Source organism: Bacillus sp. ISL-4 (assembly GCF_018613275.1).
Taxonomy (GTDB): domain Bacteria; phylum Bacillota; class Bacilli; order Bacillales; family DSM-1321; genus Peribacillus; species Peribacillus simplex_E.
The window spans coordinates 253171-276580 of record NZ_JAGGQN010000010.1 but is presented as its reverse complement, the minus strand read 5'-3'; the positions used below and the strand labels follow the sequence as shown (position 1 = coordinate 276580).

General features: G+C 42.1%; 28 protein-coding genes. 20 read left to right on the top strand and 8 right to left on the bottom strand.

Going from position 1 to position 23410, the window contains the following annotated elements:
• Positions 1 to 26: 26 nt before the first annotated feature.
• Together J7J00_RS07720 and J7J00_RS07715 are read left to right on the top strand one after the other, a co-directional pair.
• Complete coding sequence (locus J7J00_RS07720; protein ID WP_214789596.1) at positions 27 to 1058, top strand: ABC transporter permease; 1032 nt, start codon at positions 27 to 29, stop codon at positions 1056 to 1058.
• The gene (locus J7J00_RS07715) at positions 1033 to 1827 is read left to right on the top strand and encodes an ABC transporter ATP-binding protein (protein WP_076365488.1); all 795 of its coding nucleotides are present in this window, start codon (positions 1033 to 1035) and stop codon (positions 1825 to 1827) included. The genes J7J00_RS07720 and J7J00_RS07715 overlap by 26 nt, the downstream gene beginning before the upstream one ends.
• 160 nt (positions 1828 to 1987) lie before the next feature.
• Here J7J00_RS07715 and J7J00_RS07710 read toward each other — a convergent pair whose 3' ends face one another.
• Positions 1988 to 2539 carry a MerR family transcriptional regulator gene (locus J7J00_RS07710; protein WP_214789594.1) on the bottom strand — a complete coding sequence of 184 codons (552 nt, stop codon included), beginning with the start codon at positions 2537 to 2539 and terminating at the stop codon, positions 1988 to 1990.
• A 237-nt stretch (positions 2540 to 2776) separates the two neighbouring features.
• Between J7J00_RS07710 and J7J00_RS07705 the strand changes: the two genes are divergently transcribed.
• Positions 2777 to 3208, top strand: coding sequence for a VOC family protein (locus tag J7J00_RS07705; protein ID WP_214789592.1), 432 nt, complete (start codon positions 2777 to 2779; stop codon positions 3206 to 3208).
• Positions 3209 to 3316: 108 nt separating this feature from the next.
• On the opposite strand, the gene proC is transcribed toward J7J00_RS07705, so the two are convergent.
• A complete protein-coding gene (gene proC, locus J7J00_RS07700) occupies positions 3317 to 4162 on the bottom strand; it encodes a pyrroline-5-carboxylate reductase (protein WP_214789590.1) in 846 nt (281 codons plus the stop codon).
• A 513-nt stretch (positions 4163 to 4675) separates the two neighbouring features.
• On the opposite strand from proC, the gene J7J00_RS07695 reads away from it, so the two are divergent.
• From J7J00_RS07695 to J7J00_RS07685, 3 genes are all read left to right on the top strand, one after another.
• On the top strand, positions 4676 to 5644 hold the full coding sequence (locus tag J7J00_RS07695; protein WP_214789588.1) for an MBL fold metallo-hydrolase: 969 nt from the start codon (positions 4676 to 4678) through the stop codon (positions 5642 to 5644).
• Positions 5645 to 5667: 23 nt separating this feature from the next.
• Complete coding sequence (locus J7J00_RS07690; protein WP_286201229.1) at positions 5668 to 6459, top strand: SDR family NAD(P)-dependent oxidoreductase; 792 nt, start codon at positions 5668 to 5670, stop codon at positions 6457 to 6459.
• A 161-nt stretch (positions 6460 to 6620) separates the two neighbouring features.
• Positions 6621 to 7148, top strand: a complete 528-nt coding sequence (locus tag J7J00_RS07685; protein ID WP_214789584.1) for a DUF3221 domain-containing protein — start codon at positions 6621 to 6623, stop codon at positions 7146 to 7148.
• An 82-nt stretch (positions 7149 to 7230) separates the two neighbouring features.
• On the opposite strand, the gene J7J00_RS07680 is transcribed toward J7J00_RS07685, so the two are convergent.
• Positions 7231 to 7890, bottom strand: a complete 660-nt coding sequence (locus tag J7J00_RS07680; RefSeq protein ID WP_214789582.1) for a C40 family peptidase — start codon at positions 7888 to 7890, stop codon at positions 7231 to 7233.
• A gap of 415 nt (positions 7891 to 8305) precedes the next feature.
• Between J7J00_RS07680 and J7J00_RS07675 the strand changes: the two genes are divergently transcribed.
• Genes J7J00_RS07675 through J7J00_RS07665 form a run of 3 tightly spaced genes read left to right on the top strand, consistent with a single transcriptional unit; the run spans position 8306 to position 10453 of the window.
• On the top strand, positions 8306 to 9565 hold the full coding sequence (locus tag J7J00_RS07675; protein ID WP_214789580.1) for a Y-family DNA polymerase: 1260 nt from the start codon (positions 8306 to 8308) through the stop codon (positions 9563 to 9565).
• 27 nt (positions 9566 to 9592) lie between these two features.
• The gene (locus J7J00_RS07670; RefSeq protein ID WP_141993873.1) at positions 9593 to 9925 is read left to right on the top strand and encodes a YolD-like family protein; all 333 of its coding nucleotides are present in this window, start codon (positions 9593 to 9595) and stop codon (positions 9923 to 9925) included.
• Between the two features lie 54 nt (positions 9926 to 9979).
• A complete protein-coding gene (locus J7J00_RS07665) occupies positions 9980 to 10453 on the top strand; it encodes an iron-sulfur cluster biosynthesis family protein (protein WP_309487151.1) in 474 nt (157 codons plus the stop codon).
• A 40-nt stretch (positions 10454 to 10493) separates the two neighbouring features.
• Here the strand turns inward: J7J00_RS07665 and J7J00_RS07660 are convergent, their stop codons facing one another.
• A complete protein-coding gene (locus J7J00_RS07660) occupies positions 10494 to 11393 on the bottom strand; it encodes an alpha/beta hydrolase (protein ID WP_214789578.1) in 900 nt (299 codons plus the stop codon).
• Positions 11394 to 11523: 130 nt separating this feature from the next.
• On the opposite strand from J7J00_RS07660, the gene J7J00_RS07655 reads away from it, so the two are divergent.
• Entirely contained in the window at positions 11524 to 11784 is a 261-nt protein-coding gene (locus J7J00_RS07655) for a YqkE family protein (RefSeq protein ID WP_098369883.1), read from the top strand.
• A gap of 163 nt (positions 11785 to 11947) precedes the next feature.
• On the top strand, positions 11948 to 12385 hold the full coding sequence (locus tag J7J00_RS07650) for a MarR family winged helix-turn-helix transcriptional regulator (RefSeq protein WP_098369884.1): 438 nt from the start codon (positions 11948 to 11950) through the stop codon (positions 12383 to 12385).
• Between the two features lie 439 nt (positions 12386 to 12824).
• On the opposite strand, the gene J7J00_RS07645 is transcribed toward J7J00_RS07650, so the two are convergent.
• The 3 genes from J7J00_RS07645 to mciZ all read right to left on the bottom strand — a co-directional run bounded on the left by J7J00_RS07645 (position 12825) and on the right by mciZ (position 14660).
• Complete coding sequence (locus tag J7J00_RS07645) at positions 12825 to 13250, bottom strand: Ohr family peroxiredoxin (protein WP_214789945.1); 426 nt, start codon at positions 13248 to 13250, stop codon at positions 12825 to 12827.
• 283 nt (positions 13251 to 13533) lie between these two features.
• A complete protein-coding gene (locus tag J7J00_RS07640) occupies positions 13534 to 14442 on the bottom strand; it encodes an aldo/keto reductase (protein ID WP_214789576.1) in 909 nt (302 codons plus the stop codon).
• Positions 14443 to 14498: 56 nt separating this feature from the next.
• Positions 14499 to 14660, bottom strand: a complete 162-nt coding sequence (mciZ, locus tag J7J00_RS07635; RefSeq protein WP_214789574.1) for a Z-ring formation inhibitor MciZ — start codon at positions 14658 to 14660, stop codon at positions 14499 to 14501.
• A gap of 75 nt (positions 14661 to 14735) precedes the next feature.
• Between mciZ and J7J00_RS07630 the strand changes: the two genes are divergently transcribed.
• A complete protein-coding gene (locus tag J7J00_RS07630; RefSeq protein ID WP_214789572.1) occupies positions 14736 to 15287 on the top strand; it encodes an NUDIX hydrolase in 552 nt (183 codons plus the stop codon).
• Positions 15288 to 16469, top strand: coding sequence for an endonuclease Q family protein (locus tag J7J00_RS07625; RefSeq protein ID WP_214789570.1), 1182 nt, complete (start codon positions 15288 to 15290; stop codon positions 16467 to 16469).
• Between the two features lie 35 nt (positions 16470 to 16504).
• Here J7J00_RS07625 and J7J00_RS07620 read toward each other — a convergent pair whose 3' ends face one another.
• A complete protein-coding gene (locus J7J00_RS07620) occupies positions 16505 to 17068 on the bottom strand; it encodes a GNAT family N-acetyltransferase (RefSeq protein WP_214789568.1) in 564 nt (187 codons plus the stop codon).
• Between the two features lie 141 nt (positions 17069 to 17209).
• Here J7J00_RS07620 and spoIIM point away from each other — a divergent pair, with 141 nt between their 5' ends.
• The 7 genes from spoIIM (at position 17210) to J7J00_RS07585 (ending at position 23407) form a co-directional block, all read left to right on the top strand.
• On the top strand, positions 17210 to 17857 hold the full coding sequence (gene spoIIM / locus J7J00_RS07615; RefSeq protein ID WP_214789566.1) for a stage II sporulation protein M: 648 nt from the start codon (positions 17210 to 17212) through the stop codon (positions 17855 to 17857).
• Between the two features lie 119 nt (positions 17858 to 17976).
• Positions 17977 to 18426 carry a ferric iron uptake transcriptional regulator gene (fur, locus tag J7J00_RS07610; protein WP_034311309.1) on the top strand — a complete coding sequence of 150 codons (450 nt, stop codon included), beginning with the start codon at positions 17977 to 17979 and terminating at the stop codon, positions 18424 to 18426.
• A gap of 168 nt (positions 18427 to 18594) precedes the next feature.
• Positions 18595 to 18822 (top strand): YqzK family protein, encoded by a 228-nt coding sequence (locus J7J00_RS07605; RefSeq protein ID WP_057914302.1) that lies wholly within the window; start codon positions 18595 to 18597, stop codon positions 18820 to 18822.
• Between the two features lie 5 nt (positions 18823 to 18827).
• Complete coding sequence (gene xerD / locus J7J00_RS07600; RefSeq protein ID WP_214789564.1) at positions 18828 to 19721, top strand: site-specific tyrosine recombinase XerD; 894 nt, start codon at positions 18828 to 18830, stop codon at positions 19719 to 19721.
• Between the two features lie 300 nt (positions 19722 to 20021).
• Positions 20022 to 21224, top strand: coding sequence for a phosphopentomutase (deoB, locus tag J7J00_RS07595; RefSeq protein ID WP_214789562.1), 1203 nt, complete (start codon positions 20022 to 20024; stop codon positions 21222 to 21224).
• Complete coding sequence (locus J7J00_RS07590; RefSeq protein ID WP_098373672.1) at positions 21225 to 22037, top strand: purine-nucleoside phosphorylase; 813 nt, start codon at positions 21225 to 21227, stop codon at positions 22035 to 22037.
• A gap of 65 nt (positions 22038 to 22102) precedes the next feature.
• Positions 22103 to 23407, top strand: a complete 1305-nt coding sequence (locus J7J00_RS07585; RefSeq protein ID WP_214789560.1) for a pyrimidine-nucleoside phosphorylase — start codon at positions 22103 to 22105, stop codon at positions 23405 to 23407.
• Positions 23408 to 23410: the final 3 nt, after the last annotated feature.

The following is a 23410-nucleotide window of genomic DNA, read 5'->3' as shown; positions in this document are numbered from 1 at the left end:
TTTTGTTCGGGGAAGGAAGAAAAAAAATGTTCTCAGCTTTATTCAACTCTTTTGAGTCGGGAATGATTTATGCGATCATGGCACTTGGTGTCTATTTAACATTCAGGATTCTCGACTTCCCGGATATGACAGTGGAAGGCAGTTTTGTGACAGGGGCCTCTGTGTCCGCCATTATGATCGTTAACGGTTTCTCGCCAGTCATGGCCACGTTTTGTGCCATGGTGGCAGGTTTCATCGCTGGGACAATAACGGGATTCCTGCATACGAAAGGAAAAATCAATCCACTTCTGGCAGGTATCTTAATGATGATTGCCCTCTATTCCATCAATTTAAGGATCATGGGTGCATCTAACATTCCGTTGCTTTCTCAAACGACCATTATCACGAATATCCAGGATGCCTGGGCTGGCACTGGTATGGACAATATGTTGAATGGTCTTTTATCGATCGTAGGCCTTGGGGATAGCTTGCCAAAAACGTGGGCCATACTAATTGTTATGTTGATCGTGGCTTTAATCATTCAAGCTGGAATGTCAGCTTTTTTAAAAACGGAAATCGGTCTTGCTTTACGTGCGACGGGTGATAATGAAGCAATGGTCAAGAGTTTTTCCGCCCATACAGGAAACATGAAGATCCTGGGCCTTGCGATCGGAAATGCACTTGTGGCTTTCTCGGGATCCTTGGTTGCCCAATATAACGGATTTAGCGATATTGGCATGGGGATTGGAATCATCGTCATCGGATTGGCATCCGTTATAATTGGCGAAGCATTATTTGGCTCAAAAACGATTGCACGTGCGACCCTTGCGGTCATTGGAGGAGCAATCATTTACCGAATTGTCGTAACATTGGCACTACGCGTAGAATTCCTTGATACGGGTGATGTTAAATTAATTACGGCACTTATTGTGGTAGGGGCACTTGTCATTCCGAAAATTACCGATAAACAAAAGGAAAAAAGCCGAAAGAAAAGGCGTCTCAAAGAAATACAGATGCGCCATGGTGGGACTTTATCGAAAGGGGGAGAAGGATATGCTTCAGTTAAATCAGATTTATAAGGTCTTCAATGAAGGGACACCAGATGAAAAGTTAGCCCTTGGGAATCTGGAACTGCAGATGACAAAAGGCGAATTTGTAACAGTCATCGGGAGTAATGGAGCAGGTAAATCGACGCTGATGAACATGATATCCGGCAAAATTCTCCCTGATGCCGGTGAAGTCATCATTGATGGGGAAAATGTATCGGCCATTGAAGAACATGCCCGTGCTAAAATGATTGGCCGCGTTTTTCAGGATCCCATGCTTGGTACGGCACCACATATGACGATTGAAGAAAATATGGCGATTGCCTATGGCAGAACCAATAGAAGAGGTTTAGGCTTTGGGGTGACAAAAAAACGGAAAGAACTTTTTAAAGAATGTTTGGGTACCCTTCATTTAGGTTTGGAAAATCGGATGACTGCAAAAGTGGGGTTATTATCAGGAGGGGAGCGCCAAGCATTATCATTGTTGATGGCGACCTTCACCGATCCTAAAATCCTGCTTCTTGATGAACATACAGCCGCTCTCGATCCTTCCAGGGCAGAGCTTGTTACAAATCTGACGAAGGAAATCGTCGAAAAGAACAAGCTAACGACGTTGATGGTGACTCACAATATGCAACAGGCAATCGATCTTGGAAATTCCTTGATCATGATGGATAAAGGACAAATCATTTTTGAAGCAAGAGGTGCTGAAAAGCAGAAGCTTACCGTTGAAAAACTGCTTAACGAATTCCAGCGCATCAAAGGCGAAAAAATGCTCAATGACCGTGCAGTGTTGATTTAAGATGAGAAAAGGCCCGACCCAGGTGAGATTAATCCTTGGGTCGAGCCTTTTTATTTTTGGGGTGATTAATTAGATCAGGTCCTATTACTGAAGAAATGCTCGGCATAAGAAAAATGGCTATCGTGGGGTGCTCATGATCCATCTTGAATGATAATCGATGTTAATCGCTGTCGGCTGTGCTCCATGATGAACTATCGTTCTTTCTGTTTCCAAAAATCATTTTTATGAATGGCTTTTTCTTCGTCTTTTTAGTGGCAGCAGTCTCTTCAGCCGCGAGGAAATAATCAAACGGCTGACCCATTGGTGTTTCTAACGCTTCGATACGGGCTTCGAGTTTCTTAACGAGTTTGTGCATTTCTTCCATTTCACTTCTGTGCTGTAAAAGCTGATAGGATACAACATCGTCCGCTTTTGTTTTCAGACCATTTTCAAGCCGGGTGACCCGTTCTAGCAGTTGATCATGTTCTTTATCCGGTTCGGAGTGTTTCTGGATGGTTGCTTTTCTAATCTTTTTCTCTGAGATGCTGACCTTTTGGAGAATGATGCCCTCGTTCAGCTGATCTTGGATTTTTCTCAATAATGCAATGTCTTCATCCGAAAACTGGTAGTGGCCAAGCTGATTCCGTTCTACTTCCATGTTCAATTGGGTAACCCAGCGTTGAATCGTACTATGGGAAACATTCAGTAACCGGGCAACTGCACTTGTATTCATCGAGATTCCCCCTTTTGGTTGTTGAATTCGATAAGTATGAGAGAATTCCTTTACAGATGACAAAACATGTATTCATTCGGCAAAGAAAGTGGAATTCCAACGTAATTTGCATAGTAAGCTTTGTTAGGAACCTTAAGTAGCATTTGTGATGGTGTGGCTGATGGTCAATCAAGCTATAAAGGGAAAAGTGATCCAGATGTCGAATTACCCTTAAAACATGGAAAAAGGAGGACTAGTATGAACAGGATCAACATTATAACTTTAGGTGTCAGGGATATTACTGAATCATTAAGGTTTTACAGGGACGGGTTGGGATTCCGTACATCGATTAAAGAGGACGAACCCGCAATCGTTTTTTTTAATAATGCCGGAACGAAACTTGCTTTGTATCCTTTAGAGGAGCTGGCAAAAGACATCAATGAGAAAGAACCGCCTAAGAAAAGGGGTTTCCCGGGTCTTACGCTCGCTTATAATGCTAAATCAATTGAAGAAGTGGATGATGTGATCAACAAGGCTGAAAAGGCTGGGGGAACAATCGAGAAATCACCTCAGGATGTTGTCTGGGGAGGATACAGCGGGTATTTTTCAGACCCCGATGGTTACTATTGGGAGGTTGCGTATTCGAAGGATTGGAGTTTCGATGAAAATGATATGTTGATTATAAAGTAACGCTCACTCCGGAAGGATTATCCTTTATAGGATGTCCGGATCATAAAAAGGGCTGTTGCCTGGCCGCTGCCGTAGGAGTGGCCAGGCAACAGCCGATCATCATGCGGCTTACTGCGAAACTACATATTTGGCTAGTTCTTTACTTATTTGATTGCCCATTCGCTTCGATTGCTCTGTCGCTTCTTGTACACAGGCAATGAATGCTTCTTCCACTTGATGTGCTTGAAGTGTTTTCAGACCTGCTTCAGTCGTTCCACCTGGTGAAGTTACTTCCTTTCTTAGTACGGCCGGCGTTTTAGGTGATTTCTGTAACATATCGGCCGCACCCATCAGTGTCTGCAGAATCAATTGCTTGGCGGTTTCGGAATCGAGACCTATTTTTTCTGCTGATTTTTCCAATGCCTCGACCAAGTAATAAATATAAGCCGGACCGCTGCCTGATAAGCCTGTTACCGCATCTAGCTGGGTTTCGTCGACCACTGCCACCGTACCTACCGTTTCAAAAAGGGTAATCGCCGTTTGTAATTGCGAGTCTTTCGTATGACCGTTAGCCGCAAGGGCCGTTGCTGATTTTCCTACAGCTGCCGATGTATTAGGCATGGCACGGACGATCGAGAACCGCTTGTTGGCGATTCCTTCCAAGCTTGATGTATGAACCCCGGCAACAACGGAAATGAACAGCATTTCCTCACGAATGTATTCTTTTATGGATTGCATCGTTTCTAAAATATCTTTCGGTTTCACCGCCAGTACGACAAGGCTTGCATCCTGTACTAATTGCTGCAGCGATCTTGTGGCAGTTACACCATATTGGTTCTTTAAATAATCAAACCGTTCATCATTTGATCTATTTGTTACAAAAATATTTGCTGGTTCAATTACCTGTTGGGTCACCAGCCCCGAAATGATTGCTTCTGCCATCGATCCAGCTCCGATAAACGCGATTTTTTTCATATTTCCCGCTCCTTTTTCTTTTGAATTTTCGGCCTTTTTTTAAAAAAACAAAAAGACCCCTCATCCAATAAAGGACGAAAGGTCTAGCTTCCGTGGTACCACCTTTGTTCAACTTTTCCATAACAAATAAACAGAAAAGCTGCACTTGAATCCTCTAACGCGGGAATTACGTCAGGTTTTCCTGAAGGCTCATAAGGTAGGTTCAATAATGAGGGGGCGATGAAGCCTTTCAGCACATTCCGAGCTTCACTCTCTTTACGCCATCATAAATTTACTTGGCCTTAATCAATGCCACGCCGTCTTTAATTACTTGTGATTATGAAGGATATATCAGTACTCTGTCAATGATAATATATGCAAGGACGATAAAAAGTAGACATGAATTATGTGAAAATAATGACAGTGATTTAAAATACATGTAAAATGGTAATTATACATGTTAAGTGTACTAGGAATCCTGTTTTGCGTATAAAAAGATTTATATAAATATAATTTTCTAAGGTGGAAAAGATTATGGCGAATTGGAATGGAGATATTGCAAAACTTGCTTTGCCCACGCCGTTTGCAGTGGGTGATGTGAATGTTTATGTAGTTAAAGGGGATGCTTTAACGTTAATCGATACTGGAGTGAAAACAAAACGATCAAAGGAAGCCCTGACTAACGGGCTTGGGGAATTGGGTCTGAAACTGACTGATATCGAACAAATCATTTTAACCCATCATCATCCTGATCATGCTGGTGCACTCGATTTCTTTGAAAAGGAAATCCCGGTTTATGGACACAAAAACAATCAGCGCTGGCTGACTATCAGTGATGAATTCCTTGAAACCCATAATCGTTTTTTCCTTGATTATGCCACAAAGTTCGGGGTGGCAGAAGAGCTGAAAAATAAACTGATCCATAATCGCGACGAAATCAGTTTCCTTAGTGAACGGAAGCTTCATGGATATTTGGCTGAGGGTGATGAGCTCCCTAGTCTTCCAGGCTGGAAAGTGATTGAGACTCCAGGGCATGCTCAAAGCCATTTATCTTTTTACCGGGAAAGTGACGGTGTCATGATCGCAGGCGATCACTTGCTTGCCAAGATCTCACCTAATCCATTAATGGAACCACCTTTACTTCCCGGCGGTATAAGGCCTCGTCCGTTACTGCAATATAATGCATCACTTCAGAAATTATTGGATCTTTCCATATCCACTGTTTACTCTGGACATGGATCTGAAGTGGAAGGAGATGCGGTTGCCGACTTGATTCAATATCGATTTGAGCGGCAGCATAACCGTGCCATGCAGGTGAAAAGCATGCTTCAAGATAGGCCTTTATCGGCCTTTGAAGTGTGTCAGCAGCTTTTTCCGAAAGTATACCTTCAGGAAGTGGGCCTGACACTTTCGGAAACGGTCGGTCAGCTGGACTATTTAGAAGACTTGGGTGAAGTCGAAACAGAAATCCAATCAGGGGTCATTCTGTATTCAATCGCTTAATGATCGCAAGGAGGCTCACTTTTTTGAATAAGTTGCAAGGCAAAGTTATTGTTATTACCGGTGCTTCCGGAGGGATTGGCAAGGAAGTTGCCATTCAAAGTGCAAAGCAGGGAGCCTGTCTCGTCCTCTTGGCCAGAAGCCTGGATAAATTACTGCAGCTAAAGAATGAACTGATCACCCAATATGGGGTTGATGCATATGCCTATAAGCTTGATGTTGCAGATACTGATCAGGTGACAAATGTATTTAATGATATCCATGCGCAAATAGGAGAAGTGGATGTGTTGGTCAACAATGCTGGTTTCGGCACATTTAAAGAAGCACAGGATACGGAATTAAATGAAACGAAAGCAATGTTTGCTGTCAACGTCATTGGATTAATGGCCTGCACAAAGCTGGTTCTTCCGTATATGAAGCAGAGAAAAGCGGGGCATATCATCAACATAGCTTCACAGGCCGGTAAAATCGCCACTCCTAAATCAACATTGTACTCTTCGACCAAGTTCGCGGTTCTTGGTTATTCAAACGCACTTCGGCTCGAGCTGATGGAAGATCATGTTTTTGTGACTACCGTCAATCCTGGCCCTATAGAAACGAATTTCTTTAACATTGCGGATGAATCAGGTACATACTTAAAGAATGTTGAAAAATTCATGCTTAAGCCTGGAGATGTCGCTGCCAAAATCGTAGCGGCGATGCTGACCAATAAGAGGGAAATCAATCTCCCTGGCTGGATGAATTTAGCTGGGAAATGGTATACCATGTTTCCAAAGATCACTGAAACATTAGGAAAAAAAGCATTTTTTAAAAAGTAGGCTAGACTTTCGATACCGGAAAAGGAGAAAGTCGGTCTAATGATAGGCAAAGGGGAATGTCGATGACATTCCCCTTTTTGAAATGCCCGAAGTTTTCTGTGTTAAATAATTTGGTAACTATTTCAGGGGGAATCCGTCTATTTCTATTAGGAGGGATTTGTATGAAGATGATAGTGAACCTTTATATCTCTATATTCGTTGCCTTTATTCTGGGTAGCTGCCAATCCCCTGATTGGAACATGGATGAAGTCATTGATAAGGGGGAAGAAGGTTTCATTACGGATCTTGACGATAAAAGGATTTTGATTAAAGGGACGTATTATAAGGTGACCAATGATACATATATTCAAGATCAACATGGTAATGACCTCGATTATTCCGACCTGGAAATCGGGATGAAAGTGAAGCCATGGCACCGGGGCGGGGTGAAGAAATCATTTCCTGGGAAAGCGGAAGCGGAACTGATTCTTGTTTTGACGGATGAAAAAAGCTTAGCCGAACAAAGGGCGGTCACTGCTGCCCTCGATCATGTCAGCAAAGCGGAAAGTCAGCGATTCATGGTTCTCGAAGTCGTCCATTTACCATCAGAGCATGTTTATAATATCGAAATGATGAATCGTTCCAACCTAGACTCTTCTTTCATGGTGACAGTTGAGGATTTAACAAATGAAATATTATATATAAAATAAAACAACCGGACTGAATCACTTTGGAATTCTGTCCGGTTGTTTTATGGGGATTCACTCACAAGAATAAGCTCTCGTCCTGATTTTATAAAGTTTTCGCACCTAAATATTTTGGTTTCCAATAAGAATTATCCATATCCGTAATGGTTATTCCTTTAGAAGACGTAGCACTAATGAATTGACCATTTCCGATATAGATCCCAACATGGGATACTCCTGTTCTTCCAGAAGAAGTATCAAAGAATACAAGATCACCCTTAGATGGTGAAGATACCTTTAAACCTGTATTGGAATAGAGCAATGATGTTGTACGCGGTAAGGTAATTCCTTGTGATTTCTGGAATACATAATAGACGAAGCCTGAGCAGTCGAATCCAGTCGGTGTCGTCCCGCCCCATTTATAAGGTTTGCCTATTAAGGTTTTTGCATAGCTTATCAGGCTTGTATTATTGACATTATAAACACCAAGCGCATTAAATGTGCCTCGGCCGGCAATCCCATCGGCAGTTAATTCTTTGGCTTTTTGGAATTTTTTTACTGCGGATACAGAATAAGTGCCGTAATATGTAGTCAGTGAACCTGAATATGTGAAATAACCTTTGGTTTTTAAAAGTTGTTGTAGTTGTTTGACATCACTATGTGTCATTCCGGGTCTGAGGGTTTGATCTCCAATATTTGCAAAGGCTTGCAGTGGGGTTAGCATCATGGCAGATGCAACAGCGGCTGAAGCGATCCATTTCTTCATAATTTTCATTTCCTCTCTAGCTATCTCTCTATTATTCTTAACAATATTATCCTACAATACCATTATGACAATTAGACATATTTTTGGTTACAGTTTCATTACAAAAAATGAGCAGTAAGACTGAATTATAAATAGACGAAAGCCTGTTGAAAAGGGTGGATGAATTTTAAAAAACTGAGCATATGGATCCATTAAAAATTATTCAAGCTACTAATTGATTCTTTTTCAAAAAAACAATTTGGATGTTTAGTATAAAATTGGTATTTTATCCATTTTCAGTATCAATTATATTTTTCAAGGGAATTACAATAAAAAGTAGAAATTTGTATGAAAACTTCCATTGAATAAGAACGTATATTCGGTTAAAGTTATGAATATAATAAAAGCGAACGTATATTCTTGTTAGGGTGAAGAAATGATGGATTATGGGACGATGCCGAAACAATCAATTATGTGTATCGATATGAAAAGTTTTTATGCAAGCTGTTCAGCAGTCATGCTTGGTCTGGACCCGCTTGATTGTTATCTGGCGGTGGTTGGTGATTTGAAGAGGACAGGAAGCATTGTGCTCGCGGCTTCTCCAAAAATGAAGAAGGAATTTGGCATCAAGACAGGTTCGCGGATGTTTGAGATCCCGAATGATCCGAAGATTGTCGTCGTTGAACCTAAAATGGCGACCTATTTAAGGGTTTCGACGGAAATCACCCGCTTGTTCAACCGTTATGTGCCCAAAGAAGCGATTCACGTATATAGTGTGGACGAAAGTTTTGTGAAAGTCGATGGTGCCGCTTCTTTATGGGGAGATGCCCGGATGATAGCTGAAAAGATAAAGGATGAAATCGAACGCGAATTACAGCTCCCTTGTGCAATTGGAATTGGACCGAACATGCTTATGGCAAAACTTTGCCTTGATTTGGATGCCAAACATAAAGGGATTGCAGAATGGAAGTATGAGGATGTGCCAAGCAAACTTTGGCCGATTTCCCCGCTTCGTGAAATGTGGGGGATCGGCAGGCGCGTTGAAAAAACCCTTCATGGAATGGGGATCTTTACGGTTGGGCAGCTTGCCAATTATGATCTTGAATTACTTGAAGCGAAGTTTGGGATTATGGGCAATCAGCTTTACCACCATGCGTGGGGAATAGATTTATCCGATATGGGGGCAGCGATCATCGAAGGGCAGGTAAGCTTCGGCAAAAGTCAAATCCTGCTGCGGGATTATAAGGAGGAGCATGAGGTAAAGCAGGTCATGCTGGAAATTTGCGAAGAAGTTGGAAGAAGGGCACGCACCCATCGCAAGGCAGGAAGAACGGTGAGCCTAAGCATTGGTTACAGCAAGGATGAGTTTGGCGGAGGTTTCCATCGTTCACGTTCGATTAGCGAACCTACCAACATTACGATGGAGTTATATAAAGTTTGCCTGGAGCTTTTTCATGAGAACTATAAGCAAAAAACGGTTCGGAGCATAGAGGTTAGACTCTCGAATATTGTGGATGATAACGAAATGCAGCTGACTTTATTCGATGCTTCGCGCTGGAAGAAGCGGGAATTGAGTTACACGGTTGATCGAATCCGCCATAAATATGGAGCCAAATCGTTATTGCGTGCGGTTTCGTATACGGAAGCGGGTACAGCCGTTTACCGAAGCAGGCTGCTTGGTGGGCATAAGGCGTAAGGGTGACATTGAAGGGAGGGAAAAAGAATGATTCGTGATCGCGGCCGTATCAAATGGACATCGATGATGTTACCGGAGCATGTGAAGATGCTGCGGGATTGGGTGGTGGAGGATGGCTATGAAACGAAGCGCATCCTGGATGAACAGCAACTGGAGGAAATGAATGCGGTAATGGGGGAAGCGATGGAGGAAAGAAAGGATGTTACGATTGCTCATTATGAAGGAAACCGGTATCAGCTGTTAATCGGCAGGATCCATTATTATAATGAGCCCACCCAAAAGCTTCATATCGTTGATCGGTTTCAGCAGGTTCACTATATCAGGCTTTCCGATATAGCAGATGTAAGGATAATGGAATGATGAGCGGAAAGGCTGTTCCAGGGGACAGCCTTTCATTTTCGAAACGGCATCGTGATGAAAGGGATCATGGGGCGTAAGAGAATCGGCATTGTTAGCACGGTCTTCGTGTGGCTGATGTTGCAAAAGGAAGCAGGCAGTTTCTTTAACAGAAGCGTTTTTATCGTTTATAATGGGGAAAGGAAAGACATCGGGAGGCGTGCAATCATGTATATTGAATGGACGGAAACAGCGGCTGAGAAAATAGCCGATAAAGTACAGGGACAAGAAGGATATTTACAGTTGAAATATGATACGGATGGCTGTGGCTGCGTGGTAAGTGGTGTGACCGCGCTATGGTGGGTCAACGACCCTGAAGAAGGTACCGAAAAAGTGGAAACAAACGGGATTCCTCTATATGTGGAGAAATCAAAAATGATTTTTCTTGATGAAGTCATGAAAATAGATTTTGTTCCGGAAGCGAACAGCTTTCAATTAAAAAGTCCAAATCAAATCTTAAATCCGAGGATGAGCTTTTTTAATAAAATCTAAATGAAGCAAAGAGGGAATCTTGGGTTCCCTCTCTTTCTTCTCAGACAAGTTTTAGAAACTGATCGACTTGATCTTCATATTCTCTTGGATTTTCATTATAAGATTGAGCGTGGGCCCCTTTTTTAGCGATGTACAGCTGCTTTGGGCCCTCTTTTGCTGCATATAATTCCGCTGTCATGTAAGCGGGGATGAAACTGTCATTTTCACTATGGATGAAGAGCACGGGGTTTCGGATATTTTTCATATAATCGATTGGTGATACTTCATTGGTCCAATACCCATCCCGGAGCTTGATGAACGTACGCCCAAGCGGAAACACGGTCCAAGAGGGAAGTGGGACTACATGTTTAAGCTGGTGTTTAATCTGATCCTCGAAATTTGAAAATGGACAGTCGGCAATGTAAAAATCAGCACCATCTTCAAGCATTCCGGCATATAAAAGCAGGGTTACAGCCCCCATGGATTCTCCATGAATGCCAATATGAAGGTCGGGACCTTTACGTCTTTTCAATTCATCGATTACGGCCTTCAGGTCGAATTTTTCATAATGTCCATAACTGCTCGTCTTGCCACCGGAATCCCCATGCCGGCGGTGGTCATAAATGATAGCATTGAAGCCCCGCTTAAGAAAAATATTCATGTACTTAATTGAATTGACTTTGTTCTCCGTCACACCATGAGAAATGACCACCCACTTATTAGTATCATGCGGTTCGATGAACAAGCATTTCAAGGAATATCCGGATGGTGACGATACCCAAATTTCCGTTTTAGGCAGATTATCAAAATCCTCCGTGATCAGGCGTTTAGCCATGATTTCACGATTCTGGATAAAATCATCTTCCTTCTTTTTCATGTACATGATCCGATTGGAAAAATAAATGCCGACGCCGATGATATACGATAGGATTCCAGCTAGTGTAAACCACCATTTCTTCATGAGAGGCCCTCCTCGGTTGATTTTCTTTATTTTACCATGAGGGAAATGGGAAAACACTGTTTGAAAACCATGACGAGGAAAACGGCAGTCGTGATATAATAATTTCATAAATGGCCAGGAGGTTTTAAGGGTGAAAAAGAAACAGCAGCGAAATCAAAATCAAAGCAAAAACCAAGATAAAGATTCATCTTCATTGAAACTTGGTGATATGATCAATCAAGATATCATGTCCCAGCTTCGTCAAAAGCAAAAGGAACTTAATGAGGCTGAACAAGAAAAAAGGGCAGCGGAAGAAGAAAAAAAACGCGAAGAAAGAAAGCGTCGGGAGAAGAATAAATCATTCGAAGAACTATTGGGTGAAAGCAATCTGAACTGGAAGAACTATAAATGAAGAACAGGGAGCAGTTTAAGTTTTAAGAGGGCTGGCTCCCTTTTCCCGTTCAGGAAGACCATTCCTAGCTGATATTCCTTTATTTTATAAAGTATAACGATTATATTAAAGATAAGTTCGATATGCTTTCATATCGGATGGACTACAATTAGCTGGTGATATGATGCAAAGTAAAATAGAAAAAGTACTGGAAGACCAATTATGCTTCCTGCTTTATGCAAGTTCAAGGGAAATGACGAAGAAATATAAACCGCTGCTTGATAAACTCGAAGTGACATATCCTCAATATCTTGTTCTTCTTCTATTATGGGAACAGGATACACTTACAGTAAAAAAACTAGGGGAGCTCCTTGCCCTCGACTCAGGAACGCTTACCCCCATGTTGAAACGAATGGAGCAGAATGGCTTGATTGTCCGTGAACGTTCGTCTGAAGATGAACGGTCTGTCATGATTAAGTTGACGGAAAAGGGACTTGGTTTACAGGAAGAGGCCTGTTTCATTCCCGATCGCATTTCGGCAATGTCGGGTGATGATAAGAAGGTGGTTGAGGATTTAAAAGCTTCGCTGCTCCAGCTATTGAAAACTTTACAGGAATTTTAGCAAAGAAAAGACGCTTGGTGACCCCAAGCGTCTTTTTGTCGACAAAAGGAGATTCGGAATGGTCTGTACCCCGAACCATGACTATAAAAGAAGACTTGGTTATCCTTCTGAAAGAGGGTTTGTGAAATGATTTCTACTCCAGGCACTCGCTTTCCGCGGGCGGTCCGGGAGCCTCCTCGGCGCCTTTGCGCCTGCAGGGTCTCCCCTGGACGCGCTTTTCCCGCAGGAGTCTCGTACCTTCCATTCCAATCAACGTTGTTTTTCTTTTAGATAGAACACGAACAACCCTAAACTGTAGACCGACAATAGAACATGCCGGTCTCAACTGAAATCAACTGCAACTTTTTCAAATAAAAAACTTGAGGCAAACTCGCTTTTCTTCGAGTTTGTCTACAGTCTGAGACGCTTGGTAACCCCCAAGCGTCTTTTTGTCGGATTTTTAATCTACATCTATTTCAAAGGCGACGTCCACATTGCCATTGATTGCTTTTGAATAAGGACACATTTGATGTGCTTTATGAACAAGGGTTTCGAATGTCTCCTTGTCGACCCCGGATCCCTTCACGCCCAAAGTTACAGCCAAGCTGTACTGATGCATCTCACCCATCAAAAGACTGACGCTTGCGGTGACTTTGGAATCGAAAGAAACGCGTTCAATTTTACCAACTGATTGCAAAGCACTATCAAAACATGCAGCATATCCAGCTGCAAAAAGCTGTTCCGGATTAGATGCTTCAGGCATCTGTTTAGCCCTAGGTGTTCCAGGCATCGCAATATCAACCGTGAAGTTGCCGTCAGCAGAAATTGCCGTTCCTTCTCTGCCGCCATCAACTGTTACAGACGTTGTAAATAATGGTTTTGTCATCATATTTTCTCCCTTATCTTCTTATTTTTAAATTGTGCACAACTGAATTGTACAATATTGATTTTGAGATGTCCAATGAAAAAGTTAAAAACGTTGGTATGAAGTTAAATTGGTTTGGAAAGGGATTAGAATGATGGGAAACTTGAAAGCGGTATAGAAGCAGTAAGACGAAAAAAACGAAGGAACGGAAAAAGGCTGCCTATCACGTTGGTTAAACGGAGATAGTGCAGCCTAAAGGTTGTCCTGACATTCCTTTGAAACATTTAGTTTAGTTCTATTCTTTTTACTCCCGGTGACTTTCATATTTGTTCGCTTTGGTCAACCGCTTCAGGATATCCAACTCGGTTTTGGACAGTGAAGGGCTGTTAGCGGCCTGGCAGTTCTCACGGAGCTGCTGTACGGAGCTTGCTCCTGGTACAACGGTAGCGACGCTTTTATGTGACAATACATATTGAAGTGCCGTTTCATTCAACTTCCTATCAGAAAGTTTGTCCTTTATTTGCGGAAGTAAATCTTTAAGTTCGTGATAGCTATAGTCAAGGTATCCATCCTCATTTGCCTTTTCAAGCATTTTTTCACTGAGCAGCCCTTTGGCAAGGGGGCCACGGGCGATAATGCTGATCTGGTTGTTGGCCATAAGGGACAGCCACTCTTCTGGGCGGCGGTCGAGTAGATTAAACTGCATCATCACGGAATCAAGCTCAGACTTTTCAGTGAATTCCTTGATTACATTCGGACGAATCGAGGAAATTCCATAATGTCGGATATAGCCTTCTTTTTTCAAATCTTCAAATGCTTCTACCGTTTCTCCGATATTGTCTGAAATGGTGCCGCCATGTAACTGATAAAGATCAATATAATCAGTACCCAATCGCTTTAAGCTATCTTTTACAGCCGTTTTAATATAGGCGCCAGATGGATCCCAGCTCCAGGAATCTTTATTTTCATTCCAGCGGTTTCCGACCTTGGTGGCTATGTATACCTTATCGCGGACCGATTTTAAATTCTTTCCGACGATTTCTTCATTCATACCGAAATCATATAAGTCAGCAGTATCAAAATAATTGATTCCTTCATCTAAAGCGGCCTGTATGATTTCGGATGCCTGATTTTCAACAGTCCCCAATGACATGCATCCGAGCCCGATTTCAGAAACTAGCAAGTCAGAATTTCCTATTCTGCGTTTTTTCATGTTATCCACTCCCTTTACATTCATTGTAAAGGAGAAATCCATTTCACTCAAAGAATTCACTTGATCCGTTTTAAAGGAGTGGGCAGCACCTGATCATGTATGTCGGCAATCCAATCATTGATATAGACATATTGATTTTGTAATTGTTTTAGTTTTTGAAGGATTTCCCAACTCTTTCCGGATAAAGTAACGCTTTTTTCCAATACGTAAACTTTCATTAAATCGCCCTCCATCTCTATTATGGTAAAATGTATGAGGAATCATGCTGCAATTAGAACAGAGGAGTGGTCAGGATGAAAAAATTTGAAGAAAAAACGCTGTCATCGAAAAAAATCTTCACGGGAAAGGTAATCAGCCTGCAAGTGGATGAAGTAGAGCTTCCAGATGGGAAAATGGGTAAACGTGAAATAATCAAACATCCGGGGGCGGTTGCCATCATAGCTCTCACGGCAGACAATAAAATCATCATGGTTGAGCAGTACCGTAAAGCGCTGGAGAGGAGCTTGGTGGAAATTCCTGCAGGAAAGCTGGAGAAAGGCGAAGAGCCGGTTCTGTCGGCTAAACGGGAGCTGGAGGAGGAGACAGGTTATGAATGTGAAAAAATGGAGCACATCATATCCTTCTATACATCCCCGGGTTTCGCCGATGAATTGGTCCACCTGTATGTGGCCCACAATTTGAAAAAGAAAGAAAATGCGGCCCCACTGGATGAAGATGAATTTGTCGAGATGCTTGAACTCACGTTGGAGGAAGCTCAAACTTATATGGATGAAGGGAAAATCCAGGATGCCAAAACGGCATATGCAGTTCAGTATCTGCAGTTGAAAAAGGCGATGACATCATAAATGAAAGAATTTTACGCTGACCTGCATATCCATATAGGCAGAACGAGAAGCGGAAGGTCCGTGAAAATAACAGGTGCTAAAACGTTAACCTTCAGCAATGTGCTGCAAGTGGCAAGTGAAAGGAAGGGCCTTGATCTAATCGGGATAATCGATTGCCATTCTCCTGAAATTATCGAAGAGATCGAAGCGGGGATTCTTGATGGCGAAATCACGGAAAAGATTGAAGGCGGACTTCAATACAAGAATACAACCATCATTCCAGGCTCGGAGATTGAAATTTATGATCAGAATTGTAATGGACCGATCCATGTCCTCGCCTATTTCCCCACTTTAAAAGCGATGAAGGAATTCTCCTCATGGATGAGCGGACATGTTAAAAATATCACCTTAAGCTCCCAAAGGAATTATTGTGATGGAAGAACGCTGCAAAAGATCGTGAAGTCACTGGGCGGCCTGTTTATCCCGGCACATGTCTTTACCCCATTTAAAAGCTTATATGGAAAAGGGGTGCGATCCAGTCTGACAGAAGTATTCGATCCGAAGCTAATTGATGCCATCGAACTTGGTTTAAGTTCAGATACAGAAATGGTCAAGGATATCGAGGAGTTGGACTCCTATGTATTCGTGACAAATTCCGATGCGCATTCGCTTGGAAAAATCGCCCGTGAATATCAAAAAGTCCTGCTTGAAGAACCAAGTTTCAATGAGCTGGCAAAAGCCCTTAAAGAAAAAGGGAATCGTAAGGTGGCCGTTAATTATGGATTGAACCCCTTATTGGGAAAGTATCATCAAACCGTATGTTCAGGGTGTTTACACCAGGTATTGAGGGATGATGAACAATGTCCCGAGTGTGGTAATAAATCCATTATTAAAGGGGTATCGTCCAGGATCGAAGAACTCTCCATTTCCGAGTTGGACGGAAGAAAAGGAAGGGAAAGGCCACCGTATATCCATCAAGTGCCACTCGATTTCATCCCAGGACTCGGACCGAAATCCATGGGAAAACTGCTGGCGGCATTTGGAACAGAGATGAATATCCTTCATGAAGTTACGCTTGAACAGCTCATGGAAATCGTTCCTGAAAAATTGGCGCGCTACATCGATTCTGCCAGAAAAGGGACGCTTTCTTTTGAAGTGGGGGGCGGAGGAAAGTACGGAAAGGTCAAAAAGGAATTAAATTAAAAAAGTCCTGACAGATGAGATCTGTCAGGACTTTTTTAGTTTGTTGTTTTTGCATAAATGGAGGTGTCCCGCACTTCCTTGCCGTCTGCACTAAGGCAGTCATTACGCAAAATACCTTCAAGGGTATATCCTAGCCTCTCAGGAATCCGTTTGCTGGCAATATTATTAGGGTCACAGCGGATTTCCACTCGTTTTGTGCCATAATGGTAAAAGGCAAATTTAGTTAACTTTTCCACTGCCTCCGTTATGTAGCCTAGTTTACTGTATCTCGTATCAATCCAATAGCCAATTTCGAATTTAGGGATATCCCAGTTAATTCGGTGCAGACCAGTGGAGCCGAGGAATTGATCGTCTTCTTTCCTATAGATATGGAGTCTGATATCCTCTTTTAAAATAAAGTCCGCAAAGGACTTAAGGACGTTCTGTTCAGAAGTTTCCAACGAAAAATCTTGATGTGCAAACGGCAGCCACTGTTTCAATTCAGGTTTAGAATGGACAATGGCTTCGTAAAGGTCCAGGCCATCGCCAGGCTGACAAGGTCTTAGATATAATCGTGGGGTTTCAATTTTTTCGGGAAAATCCATTAATATAGCTTTCATATCCTGCCTCCATATATTATTGATATGGAAAATTATAACACGAATTGGGTTCAAGGCGTTCGGCTGATGGGGAAAGTTTTCTTAGCATAAATGAGAGAGTGAAAACATAGATTCTAGTAAGCGGAGTTGGGAGGATGAAAGATGAAAAAAAAATCTGTCGTACAAAATGCCGTAATGAAACATATTAACGAACATTCCTCATTATATGTCTTTATCACTGTGCTTTTTTTGATGGGTGTCATTTTTGGGGCAATATTGGTGAATAGTTTGAGCTTTACCCAAAAGGAAGACTTGTTCTATTATTTATCGCAATTTTTCGGACAAGTATCCAAGGGTGAATTTGCATCTTCGCATGATATGTTCAGCCAAAGTATTATGCATAATATAAAGTATATCGGGGTCATCTGGATTCTCGGAATATCGGTCATCGGTTTGCCGGTCATCCTGGTTTTGTTATTTATAAAAGGGATGGTTGTTGGATTCACAGTCGGCTTTTTAGTCAATCAAATGGGATGGAGCGGGTTCTTATTATCGTTTGTCGCTATTCTGCCCCAAAATATATTCATCGTCCCGATATTCATCGTAATAACCGTCCTTGCCGTCTCACTATCAATGAAAATGATCAGCCGGATTTTCCTAAAGCAGGTTCGTGAACCGCTGAAGCCGATAATTTCGCGGTATATTTTCTCATTGGTTTTGTCGGGTTTATTTTTGATTACGGCTGCCGTTTTTGAAGCGTACCTATCCCCTTCTTTAATGAAAAATGTCGTAAGTTTATTGGGTCGTTGATGAAAATTTACCGTTCCCGCAAATTTTTTTATCATTAACAAGAAATCTATTTTGACAGTTTTCCCTCTTTTGATATAATGGATAGGATAGCGGCGCGGGAGGGAATATTAGGTATGGAAATAGAAAACAGAATTGATAGGATAAAAAAGCAGTTACACTCGTCCAGCTACAAATTAACGCCTCAGCGAGAAGCGACCGTCCGCGTTTTACTTGAGCATGAAGAGGATCATTTAAGCGCAGAAGACGTTTACCTCCTTGTCAAAGAAAAGTCGCCGGAAATTGGATTGGCAACAGTTTACCGTACGCTAGAGTTGCTGACTGAATTGAAGATAGTAGATAAAATTAACTTTGGAGACGGGGTTTCCCGTTATGATTTAAGACAAGAAGGAGCTGCGCATTTCCATCATCATCTTGTTTGTGTGGAATGTGGTGCGGTAGATGAGATCCAGGAAGACCTACTTGAAGACGTAGAAGACATTGTGGAACGCGACTGGAACTTCAAGATTAAAGACCATAGATTAACCTTTCATGGCATTTGTCATCGATGTCATGACAAAGAAGAAAATTAAGGTGAATGAAGTCGGACCTTTTCCATTTAATGGAGAAGGTTTTCTGCATTTTAAAGACCTATTTTCTCAAGGAAGAGCTGTTTTTGTTTTCTCCTTTCCGAAACACGTATAAAACTTGTCCTGTTGGGCATAGATTGATACAAAGGGTCGAATGGGAGGGGAAAGATGATGAAAACATCATTATCGCTTGTTTTGCACACGGCTAAAGTGATGGTTCTCTTTGTTAGCTTCACTGTTCTTTTTTATATAGGAATGGTATGGTTAAATCAGGAATATCAAAGTTATCATCGTTATGATGAACCGAAAGGCATGGCCGTAAAAGTATCAAAGGCTGTTGATACGGGTGATGACGCATGGCTTGAACGCTTAATGTTGTTTTATTTAAACGGGGAGTAATGAATATGGAGAATCAAATTAGGGATTTCATTCATTTTTTAACCATTGAAAAAGGACTTGCCAAAAATACGCTCGTCTCGTATGAGCGTGACTTAAGATCATATTGGAGCTATCTGAAAGATGTTGAAACCATTGAAGCTTGGAATGATTCACGGCGGGTGAACATCCTGCATTTTCTCGTGCATTTGAAGGATCAAGGGAAATCATCGAAGACGGTGGCGCGTCATATAGCTTCCATTCGGTCTTTTCATCAATTTCTTTTAAGGGAAAAAGTAACCGAGCAGGATCCGTCCATACATATAGAAACGCCAAAACCTGAACGAAGCCTTCCAAAGGTATTAAGCATGGAAGAGGTGGAAGCACTATTGGAAGCCCCGAAGAAAATGGATGAATTCGGTTTACGCGATAAGGCGATGCTGGAACTGATGTATGCGACGGGGATGCGTGTCAGTGAGTTGATATCCATGGATGTGAGTGATGTCCATGCATCGATGGGTTTTGTCCGATGCGTAGGGAAAGGAAATAAAGAGAGGATCATTCCGATTGGACAAACTGCATTGGGTGCGATTGAACATTATATGGAAAGTTCCCGGGGGAAAATGGCCAGTCCCAAGCACAGGACAGATTCACTTTTTTTGAATCATCATGGAAACCGGCTGACAAGGCAGGGATTTTGGAAGATTCTAAAAAAACTTGTAAAATCGGCACAAATTGAAAAAGAAATTACACCGCATACACTAAGACATTCTTTCGCGACACATCTATTGATGAACGGGGCTGATTTACGTGCCGTCCAAGAAATGCTTGGTCATGCGGATATTTCGACAACTCAAATTTATACACATATTACGAACGTACGGATCAAGGATGTATATTCAAAATTCCATCCGCGAGCTTAAAAGAATAGTAGAATGATAGAAAAGGTTGTGAATTTAACTGCGAGGCAGTTGGAGGAGCAGCCTTTTTCTCCATTTGTACTTGACTGCTAAAAGGGCTGCAAATGATTCCAACGTGCATCTTAGGGCACTTTGTTTCATTCCGAAATATATTATTTGTCTCCATCATGGTAATCGTTTACAATGTAGAGAGGTCAGACTTCTGACGTTCTCACGATTTCATTTAAATGAAGAGTAACTAAGCAGAACAAGGGTATTATAGAGAGTATAAAAAGTGATTTACTATTTTAGGAGGAATGACTCATGAAAGGGAATTCAGCATTTAAACGAATATTTGTAATAGTTATGGATTCAGTTGGGATTGGCGAAGCACCTGATGCAGATTTATTCGGCGATAAAGGGGCGGATACACTTGGCCATATCGCAGAAAGAATGAATGGATTGAACATGCCGACACTCGCAAAATTGGGTTTAGGCAATATCCGTGAAATCAAGGGGATTGATAAAGCTCAACAACCTCTCGCATACTATACGAAAATGAAGGAAGCCTCTACAGGAAAAGATACGATGACTGGACATTGGGAAATCATGGGGTTGAATATATCGACTCCATTCCGTGTATTTCCAGATGGTTTCCCGGAATTATTAGTCAATGAACTCGAGGCGAAGATGGGGCGGGGAATTATTGGGAACGTCCCGGCAAGCGGCACGGAAATCATGGAAAGGCTTGGCGAAGAACATATGAAAACGGGTGCGCTGATTGTTTATACATCAGCTGATTCCGTATTACAGATTGCTGCACATGAAGATATTGTTCCGATAGATGAATTATACAAGATTTGTGAAATTGCCCGTGAAGTGACGATGGCTGATGAGTTCAAGGTTGGACGCGTGATTGCCAGACCGTTCACAGGTGAACCAGGCAACTTCAAAAGAACGCCTAACCGTCATGATTATGCGTTGAAGCCTTTTAACCGGACAGTAATGGATGAATTGAAAGATTCTGGATATGATGTGCTCGCAATCGGGAAGATCTCTGATATCTTTGATGGGGAAGGCGTCACTGAATCATTGAGGACCGTATCCAATATGGATGGAATGGATAAATTAATCCAAACGGTAGAACAGGACTTCAAAGGGTTAAGTTTCCTTAATCTAGTCGACTTCGATGCTTTATACGGTCACCGCCGCGATCCAGAGGGATACGGAAAGGCATTGGAAGAATTCGATGCTCGGATGCCGGAAGTCCTTGATAAACTGAAAGAGGATGATTTATTGATCATCACTGCCGATCACGGGAATGATCCGGTCCATGAAGGAACCGATCACACACGTGAATATGTACCATTATTAGTTTATTCCAAACGATTTACAGAAGGTGCAGAACTCCCGATTAGAGATACATTTGCTGATATTGGGGCGACGGTCGCTGCTAATTTTGACGTGAAAATGCCTGCCTTTGGGAAAAATATATTGGGCGATTTAAATTTAGGGGAGATTAAATAGATGTTTAATAAAATAGAGACTGCTGCGTCATTTATAAAAAGTAAAATTGAAGGCTCTCCGGAGATAGGACTGATTCTTGGTTCCGGTCTTGGAGTATTGGCGGATGAAATTGAAAATCCGATAACTATTCCATACCACGAAATCCCGGAATTCCCGGTATCGACTGTTGAGGGACACGCTGGACAGCTTGTCATTGGACATCTAAGTGGTAAAAAAGTGGTAGCTATGCAAGGACGTTTCCACTTTTATGAGGGTTACTCCATGGAGAAGGTCACTTTTCCTGTACGTGTAATGAAGCTGCTTGGTGTTGAGCAGTTAATTGTAACGAATGCTGCCGGAAGCGTTAATGAAAGCTATGAACCAGGTGACTTGATGCTCATTACGGATCATATTAATTTAATGGGGGCCAACCCATTGATTGGTCCTAATGAAGAGCGTTTCGGCCCTAGATTCCCTGATATGTCTGAGGCGTATAATAAAGACCTTCGGACACAAGCAAAAAAAATAGCAGCTTCACTAGGATTGGATATTAAAGAAGGTGTCTATATCGGAAATACAGGACCGACCTATGAGACACCGGCAGAAGTGAAAATGGCAAGGATCCTTGGCGGGGATGCAGTTGGTATGTCGACAGTTCCGGAAGTTATCGTAGCTAGGCATAGTGGTATGAAGGTGCTCGGAATTTCATGCCTTACAAATATGGCCGCAGGCATTCTTGATCAGCCTTTGTCGCATGAAGAGGTAATTGAAACGACTGAAAAAGTGAAAAGCAGTTTTCTTGAATTTGTTAAGCTTATCGTTAAAGACATATAAAACGAACAAAAAAATCCAAGTACACCTAAGAGAAGCGGTGTCTTTGAAAAAGTGGGGATTCTAATATGAGAATGGTAGATTTAATCGAGAAAAAGCGTGATGGAAAGGCTCTTACTACAGAAGAAATACAGTTCATCATCAAAGGGTTTACCGATGGATCGATTCCGGATTACCAAATGAGCGCTTGGTCAATGGCAGTTTATTTCAAAGGCATGAATGAGCAGGAACGTGCTGATCTAACCATGGCAATGGTCGAATCAGGAGATCAAATTGATTTATCGATGATTGAAGGAATTAAGGTCGATAAACATTCAACAGGCGGTGTTGGTGATACCACAACTCTAGTGCTTGGACCATTGGTTGCTGCTGTAGGTGTTCCAGTGGCAAAGATGTCAGGACGCGGTCTTGGTCATACAGGAGGAACGATCGATAAGTTGGAGTCTGTAAAAGGATTTCATGTCGAAATAGAAAATGACGAGTTCATTCGACTTGTTAATAAAAATAAGATAGCTGTCATTGGACAAAGTGGTAACCTGACTCCAGCCGACAAAAAGTTATATGCATTGCGCGATGTTACGGCTACCGTTAACAGTATCGGTTTGATTGCTGGCTCGATCATGAGTAAGAAAATCGCCGCTGGTGCTGATGCCATCGTACTTGATGTTAAAACGGGAGCGGGCGCTTTCATGAAAACTCTCGAAGATTCCGAAGAGTTGGCGCATGCAATGGTTAGTATTGGAAACAATGTGGGACGAAACACGATGGCCGTCATTTCCGATATGAGCCAACCTTTGGGTTACGCAATCGGAAATGCTTTAGAAGTGAAGGAAGCCATCGATACGCTTAAAGGAGAGGGACCGGAAGATTTAACGGAACTTTCTTTAACACTAGGAAGCCATATGGTATACCTTGCCAAAAAGGCAAGCTCGCTGGAAGAAGCAAGAACCTTGCTGGAAAATGCGATTAAGGATGGTTCTGCACTTAACTCATTCAAGGTTTTCCTAGAAGCGCAGGGAGGCGATGGTTCGGTTGTAGATCAGCCGGAAAAACTACCGCAGGCTGCTCATACTTTCGAGCTGGAAGCGAAAGAGGACGGATATGTATCGGAAATCATCGCTGATGAGGTAGGAACGGCAGCCATGCTGTTGGGCGCCGGGCGGGCAACAAAAGAATCAGAGATTGATTTTGCAGTCGGACTGGTACTTCGTAAAAAAATCGGGGAAACTGTGGCAAAAGGTGAATCCCTAGTGACGATTTACAGCAATTTTGAAGATGTTTCAAAGGTAAAGGAAAAATTGTATGAAAGCATTGCGATTTCAAAAGAGAAAATAGAAAAACCTACATTGATCTATAAAGAGATCATGGAATAAACA